Consider the following 7,185-nt stretch of genomic DNA (forward strand, 5'->3'; position numbering starts at 1 on the left):
GGGGGATACCACCATACCGAGGACATCCTCGAAATGGTCGTCATCATTGTGCCCGTTGTTAAGGCACGCTTCGTTGCTTATTTATTCCACATCATCATAAACTGGCTCTGCTGTTTTTGGATATTGCAGGGTCAGTGCTGGATCTGTTTCCTTGTCAGAACAGTTCTCAGGTTTTTTAGGCTGCGCAGATGCAGTCGTTCCCTCTGTCGGTTGATTGTTAGAATCATTTGTTTGATTAAAAGTATAAACATTATCAAATGCTGGTTCGTTATTAGCATTAAATCCCTGTGCCTTTTTAACATTAGGGCGTTGTTTCATATTAATGCTATGTGCTTGGCCTTTCAAAAAGATATTGGAGTTCATAAAAAGATCACCATCTTTATCGATGATAATCCCCTTGGTTTTTAGCTTTTTAAAGATGAGCGACATATTCGATTTCCCTATGCCCAAGTCACGACAGAGTGCCGCTTGAGAAATATGAAACAAATTGCCGAATTCCATTTTATTAAGGATTTTAGCAATCACCTTCAGTTCAGTTTTGGTAATATCAAGTTCAGCAAGGCATTCAAAGTTTTTCGTAAAGAGATGAACATAATCGACATCTTTTTTGATGGATTTAATGTTTTCTTTTCGCTGATATATGTTGGTCGTGTCTTTATGCTTGCTATGATAGTGCTCAAAAATCTGTAATCGCTGTTCCGGTGTAAAGTTGTTATCATCAATATACTGTTGTAGTTGGAAGGATGATAGTTCATGCAAGTGCTTAAAATCGATAATGCTCATAATAGTCTCCTTTTATTGTTCTTATTTTTTAATACATAACAGATTAAACCTGATCGTCAATAATAAAGTCAAAAATAAATGGAAAAAGTTTAAAGAAACTGGCAGGTCATCCAGTTATATCCCGAACTGGATAAAGTTTAGTTAAACTGGAGATGCCGCCAGTATGAAAGCTATATTCTTTTTTAGTGTTATTATAACGTCGTGAAACTAAGGTTATTGAATTTAATAACTCTAGTTTGTAAAATCAATAACCCTTGATATTCACTAGTTCTTATTTTTAATAACCTTTTACCATATAACTGTATGATAATAAAATTAAAAACGGTCCGTAATATCTAGTACTAATATAGTAAAAGGGAAACTTGTGCCAAACAAATGGCACCTTGTTATTTTGCTTGATTTTTCTTTGTATTTATATTCAGCGATGTGATTTTTTCATACAATCACGAAGCGCTGCTGGCATCTTAGGAATACTGCAATTGTTTTACCTTTATTTTATTGGCGGCTGTCGCCGCAATTCTTTATGGATAAATCCATCATTAACAGGGACAAGCCCTGTTTCAGCAATGTGATTGTTTCGGACAATCACGAAGTGCTGCTTCTCTGAGTATAGTTTTCCTATACGTTTAAGAGCAAATGCTATATGTTATCGCGGTAATACTATGTTCGAACATAGGATCAAATTTATAATTTGATGATAAAACGATCTAAAACAGATCTTTTTCGTCCTTACTATCAAATATTAAAAATACCATTTCAAGATAAAATATATTAATGTCAGAGTCAGGGCGTAGCCGTGCTCATGAAAACAGGTTCATCGTTTTCGATAGCACATGAGCGTTAGCTCATAGAAGATGGTGATTTTCAAAAAAAGGTTTTAATAAAATAGGAAGGAAAGCTTCACAATAAAAAATGCAAATTTTACACATAAATGACTAATCACTTTTAATGTTGAAACCCTGTATGGCGATCATAAAAATCGCCCGGTTTCTTTTAATCCTCTTAAGTATTATCTCTTACTTCTTGCAAAATTAAATTAAGGAAAAATCGGCCTGTAGCCCTTGCGGTATAAGGCTTAGGACGAAAGTATGCGACTGACTGTACGGTCAGTGTTCCTGACTCTATAGTCAGTATTCCTGACTGCACAGTGAGCTTTCCTGACTTTGCAGTCAGTTTATATGTCATTTTATAGCTTAAAAACGACAGTGCTTTAAATTATCGTCACTGGAATAGTTGCGTTTTTTAAAATATTTCCGCAAAAAAAATATGCAAAAAAACTTGATATCTATTTTGTTCATGGTATTTAATTTATTATAAATAAAATAATAAGAGGAAACACATGATGAATGAAATAGTTGTTGACTTGGATTTAGGCTTAAACCCTTTTTGCTTTGATACAGAACTAAAGATTGAAACCCGAAAGAAAAATCTGACTGTTTCACGAGGAACGGAACTTATTGAAAAAAAAGATACCAGTAAAAGCTACTTCGCCAATATCGTACATACACAAGAGGTCGATAAAGAAGAGTTTATTAAACTCTATACCTCTCAGATAAAAGCGTACTTTGATCTCACGAAAACTGCCTATAAAGTATTTTTTATCTTTTTACGTATTTATCAGGATGCGATAGGAAAAGATCACTTTTACCTGAGTTGTAAAAAAGCAATGTCGCTTGCGGAAAAGATAGATCACTTTGTTTTGTCTGAATCAATCTTTTACAGAGGGATAAAAGAACTTATCGAAAAACGTATCATTGCTAAAACCAATGAGAAAAACTGGTATTTCATAAACCCTGCTATTGTTTTCAATGGTGATCGTGCTCGCTTTGTTTCAGAGATTATAAAAAAGAAAGAAGCAATGGAAGAACAACCCGAAAGCGTGGTCAGCAATGATGGTAGTAATAATAATGTTAAAGGAAAAAATAAGTCAATTGAGTCAGTCATAGAAGATGTAAGTAGCCAAGAAGATATAGATGCGTTAATCGTAAGATTACAGGCTAAAAAGTCCCAAGGGGAAATGATGAGTAAAAGCATGGATGGATATACCACTCTTTTACCACCAGAAGAACCATTAGATTGGCACAGTATTTAAAATTAGTCACATTATTATGTAGCAATAGGGCGTATTTCCTATTGGGTAGTGCTGGATATGTTTATTAAAATTTTTGGTTTGATAGTATTTTTTATCAAGGTAAGTTTCAGCAAGTGAATGAAGCTGATCATTTTCTATTACCTTTGTGATACCAACAGCCCAGACACTGCGAAGATCTAGTTCGGATTTTCGCATCTGACCGATTTTTTTCAGATCGCTAGCCATATTCTTAACACAAGTTGTTGGATTAGGATTCTGCTTAAATTCAATTGCCATGTATCTTTCTTGTACCCATCCTTTTTTACGTAGTAGAAAATCTGGGCGGAAATAATATTTTTCTTTATTTTGACGATAATCAAACTCAAGTATCTGTTCTCGCCAGTATAAATGTTCAGTATTTGCCAACATATTCGCAAATTCAACTTGCAACCAAATTTCCCATCCGGTTATTTTGTGTTCATGAATGATATGTAGTTTTTGTTGAATATTTTTTTGAGAGAAAAAATCACTTAACAGTCCATTTAGATGCTGAAAATCTCTGTTAATCATAAATTCTTGTCCGTATATATTTTATTAGTTGTATTTTTTACGTTCATATCTTACATCAATATTCTTTAAAATAAAAGGTAAAACAAAGAATGAAAATTTTATTTTTATAAAAAATAGCATATCGATTCGAATGCGGAGAGAAGGCAAGTTTTGTATTAACAAAGTAGTTATTCGACTGAGATCATATTCATGATGAGGGGTATTCACAAAGATAATTTTCAGTGATTGAGTAAAAGAGCTACACGAAGGTATTTCATATTGAAACGCTGGGTAACGTATTATTTATATGAGTTAAATTTGATTTGCCTATAATAAACATGGTATTAAAAATAAAACAAAAAGGAAAATAAAAAATGACTAATATTAAAATCATCACACTATTTAATACTAATGATAAAATACCATTTATGACTTGTGTTGTTAAAGATGTTGAAGAGAATGAATGTGGGATAAAGCTTACCCTCGAAAACAACAATAACATCTATGTCAAAGATTACCATTCTTTCTTCCTATCTGAATCAGCAAATGATTGCGATAAGGAGCGAATGGTAAATGTGTATGGAAGATTGATTTCTGAACTCAGCCAAGTAAGTGAAGAAACAATAAGATCGTTGATGTCAGAAACAAAAATCTACAACAGTCAGCATCCCAACACGCCCGTTAGTGTTTTGGATGATTATTATTACTGTGGCAGAGTGAAAGCCAATACCTCAGATGAACCCGCATTGATGAATGCACTTGGCCTACAGGATCTGCGTGCAGCCATAACAGAAGATGTCTTCTTATCCGAACTGGAAGCCTCTGGCGGTATCGTACTTCACACGGACATGGGCTATCCAGTAGCGGAATACAAAAGTACAGACATCAGAATAGCTATAGAGCCGATAAACCTTGCGCACATCCGAGATCTGACCGATGGCTATGTGGTAATGTTCAGAAACGGTGAGTTCGAGCATGAGATTGAGGGCGATCTCTATGAAGCGTTATCTAAGGCTGTTGATAGGCTTAAGATCGCTGTTGTGATGTTTAGAGAAATTATTTCACATTAAGTAACTATGCGAAAGATGTATACCTTTAATTATGAGTCGAATTTTATTAATATCAATTAATGTCTACGGATAAAAAATTGTATTATCATCATTATCTAGCATGATGAATCTCTCATTATTTGAAAAAACTCTTTCTTCAGAAGCGTTCCATATAATAGTGTTAATGTTAGCAACATCATATTTGCTAGCGTAATGTGTTCCATTTAACGGTATATCTTTCGTTCCTACAATATACATGTTTTTATTTATAGGGATAAGTAATATAGTCCCTATTGATAATAAACCAAAAATTTTCCTGTCAGGATTAGCTAAAATAAACGGAGCGTCGCTTGTGATTATATTTATATTGTCTTGAGTTGTGCATAACTTAAAATTGAAATAAAATAAGCTATTAGCAACCGTTTTTATCTGCTCTAGCTCAATGCAAATAATATCATCCTTTATAAAATCGACACCAGAAATATCTAAATTCCCTCCAGCAGTATCAATGTCATTTTTCATGCTTATCGCTATTTCTTTACATCTCCTAAGCGGAGATTCAATGTTATTCCTCCATAAAGGTGTTCTCAAGAAAAGTGAGGATAATAACCAAATAAATCCTTCATTGTCTTTATTGAAAATCATATTTAATTTTAAATCATCAAGAAATTTTCCAATTTTAGGTTCAACAACATCTCCATACCATTTTTCTATCAGTAATGGGTTCGTGTTATTTTCAAGTTTATAATAATTATTTTTCGAACAGGCATCATTAGGATTTGTTCCATATGTTTTTTTCACACCATCTTTCGGGAAAGCCCAAAATCTTGAATCCCTTTCCCCTCCATTGGTAAAACCTTTAAGGTAGCAGGCTGGAATGAAATGGTGATTAGTTTGTTTTCCCACAGATACCCCTTGTTAAATGCCCTGATTATAATTTATATGGTTTGATGAACCTTTAAGGGAAGATTAGTATTTTACCGATAATCTTGATGATTGACAAGTGTAAGAAAAGTAATGCCTTTTCTTTTGATAGGAAATTAACAGGATTATGTGGCGAACTTTCTTTTGGCGGGATATCTACATGATTAAGTATAGGTTTCTCTGTCTACATAAATTTTTTTTAATATTATGCCGTCAAGGAAAAATGACGGCATCCAATGCACAAATATTTAGTCCAACAACCCACGAGAAACCTTACTCGCCGTCTGACTGAAATTATATCGGTCAACAACATTCCCTTTAAACCAGATTTCAAGGGAGTTCATATGAGCGGTGTTGCTGTTCTTCAGCAGGGCCAAACCGGGGATGTAGTTCGAGATCTGGCTTTCGCCTGACATGCTGGAGTAGGACCACATTTCCTGACCATCAGTGGTGGCTCGTGTTTGTGGTTCCCCGAATGCAGCTAAGATTTCCTGCTGGGTAGTTTTCCCTTTAACGATTTTGGTTTTTACAGTCTGCTGGGATTCATCTTTCAGGGATTTGTTGCCATAGGTTGTGCAAGCGGTAAGAGGAAGGATCACCAACGCAGCGATAAACAGTTTTTTCATGTTAACTCCATATAAACAGTAAACGTAAAACAGGCGTAAAGAAGCCGGGGCCAGATGCGATATACCTCTGGCTATTAAATTTGTGTTAATGGCTGGCAAAGAAAGCCGCTTATCAGAAGCCTATGAGTTTTTCTATCTAATTAGCTAACGGCATCCCTTATGGTTGTTTTCCCTGATGTTGCATTGATAACAGCGATGTAATGGCTATAGAACCGCTTCTGTAGCAGGTCTTACGGCCTGTGGCCCCACCTGCTTGAACCTGCGTATAAATCATCCTGTAGTCCTGTCGCTCACTTTATCCAGTAACGATTCATCTAGCAAGAAAATGATCGATAAAACAGATCGATAAATTGATATTGATAGTTATTGGCGATTAATAATGCTTTTTCGATCGGTGTTTTAATTGTTTTAATCGATCGAATATGCAAGTAATAATAGTTAATATCTATCGTTATTTTGTTTTTGATCGTTACAAACGATATGACGGACCTCAAAAATAATTGAATCCTATCAATTGGTTAATCAGGTAGTTTTGCCGTGTTATGCCAGTAAGAACAAGCTTTAACGGTTACAGGGGCATAGCAGACCTCCTCTACATAACAGCATTTTTGATTATCAGGATGGATAGGAAGATGAAGAAGGTTTTACTCGTTACTTGCACGGCTCTTGTTCTGGCGGGATGTGGTGAGAAAGGCGACTTTGAAAAAGCGATTAACGCGCAAATATCAAAGTCCAAGCTGTGCTACTCACTGCAGAACAATGACTTTGCGTTCAACAAAGGTTTTCCGATTAAGGTTAACCGTGGTTATCGTTCTGCTGGATACAGTGCCAGTGATGAAATCCTTAAAGGGCTTGTTGAGCAGGGGCTGCTCACTGTTTCACAACAGGCAAATGGCTTTAGCAGCGTTGATGTTCTGGAGATTACAGACAAAGGACAAGAGGCTGAATTTTGGAACCGTGAGGAAGGTGCTTGTGTTGGTCATCGTATCGTCGCTGAGGTTACAAGCTGGACTGAACCGAGTGAAGGTAATGGCGTTAAAATGACGCAAGTGACCTATACGTGGAAACTCGATGACGTTCCGGGCTGGGTGGATAAAAAAGCTTTCTCTGGTGTTAAGGGGATGGCTGAACTAGAAGAGGCCAAAATTGTTCTGGTGAAAACCAATAACGGCTGGGCCGCTCC

The 7,185-nt window shown here is 35.7% G+C and carries 7 protein-coding genes; 3 read left to right on the plus strand and 4 right to left on the minus strand.

Annotation, left to right across the window (positions count from 1 at the left end; translation table 11 throughout):
• Positions 1-81: 81 nt before the first annotated feature.
• Positions 82-783 (minus strand): hypothetical protein, encoded by a 702-nt coding sequence (locus tag DCH402_RS07680; RefSeq protein ID WP_040000583.1) that lies wholly within the window; start codon positions 781-783, stop codon positions 82-84.
• Between the two features lie 1,342 nt (positions 784-2,125).
• Here DCH402_RS07680 and DCH402_RS07685 point away from each other — a divergent pair.
• Positions 2,126-2,875 (plus strand): hypothetical protein, encoded by a 750-nt coding sequence (locus tag DCH402_RS07685; RefSeq protein ID WP_040000584.1) that lies wholly within the window; start codon positions 2,126-2,128, stop codon positions 2,873-2,875.
• Positions 2,876-2,881: 6 nt separating this feature from the next.
• Here DCH402_RS07685 and DCH402_RS07690 read toward each other — a convergent pair whose 3' ends face one another.
• Positions 2,882-3,424 (minus strand): hypothetical protein, encoded by a 543-nt coding sequence (locus DCH402_RS07690; protein WP_011093223.1) that lies wholly within the window; start codon positions 3,422-3,424, stop codon positions 2,882-2,884.
• Between the two features lie 353 nt (positions 3,425-3,777).
• On the opposite strand from DCH402_RS07690, the gene DCH402_RS07695 reads away from it, so the two are divergent.
• On the plus strand, positions 3,778-4,473 hold the full coding sequence (locus DCH402_RS07695) for a hypothetical protein (protein ID WP_040000585.1): 696 nt from the start codon (positions 3,778-3,780) through the stop codon (positions 4,471-4,473).
• Between the two features lie 63 nt (positions 4,474-4,536).
• Here DCH402_RS07695 and DCH402_RS07700 read toward each other — a convergent pair whose 3' ends face one another.
• Together DCH402_RS07700 and DCH402_RS07705 are read right to left on the minus strand one after the other, a co-directional pair.
• A complete protein-coding gene (locus DCH402_RS07700) occupies positions 4,537-5,358 on the minus strand; it encodes a DUF4238 domain-containing protein (RefSeq protein ID WP_040000586.1) in 822 nt (273 codons plus the stop codon).
• 266 nt (positions 5,359-5,624) lie between these two features.
• Positions 5,625-6,002: a hypothetical protein gene (locus DCH402_RS07705; protein WP_040000587.1), complete on the minus strand. Its 378-nt coding sequence runs from the start codon at positions 6,000-6,002 to the stop codon at positions 5,625-5,627.
• A gap of 632 nt (positions 6,003-6,634) precedes the next feature.
• On the opposite strand from DCH402_RS07705, the gene DCH402_RS07710 reads away from it, so the two are divergent.
• A partial coding sequence (locus tag DCH402_RS07710) for a DNA-directed RNA polymerase subunit beta (protein WP_040003490.1) occupies positions 6,635-7,185 on the plus strand: 551 nt, incomplete at its 3' end.

Source organism: Dickeya chrysanthemi NCPPB 402 (assembly GCF_000406105.1).
Classification (GTDB): domain Bacteria; phylum Pseudomonadota; class Gammaproteobacteria; order Enterobacterales; family Enterobacteriaceae; genus Dickeya; species Dickeya chrysanthemi.

Excerpts from the sequence above, each read along its gene's own strand:
- DCH402_RS07680 (WP_040000583.1), bottom strand. The coding sequence starts at position 783 with ATGAGCATTATCGATTTTAAGCACTTGCATGAACTATCATCCTTCCAA.
- DCH402_RS07685 (WP_040000584.1), top strand. The coding sequence starts at position 2,126 with ATGAATGAAATAGTTGTTGACTTGGATTTAGGCTTAAACCCTTTTTGC.
- DCH402_RS07690 (WP_011093223.1), bottom strand. The coding sequence starts at position 3,424 with ATGATTAACAGAGATTTTCAGCATCTAAATGGACTGTTAAGTGATTTT.
- DCH402_RS07695 (WP_040000585.1), top strand. The coding sequence starts at position 3,778 with ATGACTAATATTAAAATCATCACACTATTTAATACTAATGATAAAATA.
- DCH402_RS07705 (WP_040000587.1), bottom strand. The coding sequence starts at position 6,002 with ATGAAAAAACTGTTTATCGCTGCGTTGGTGATCCTTCCTCTTACCGCT.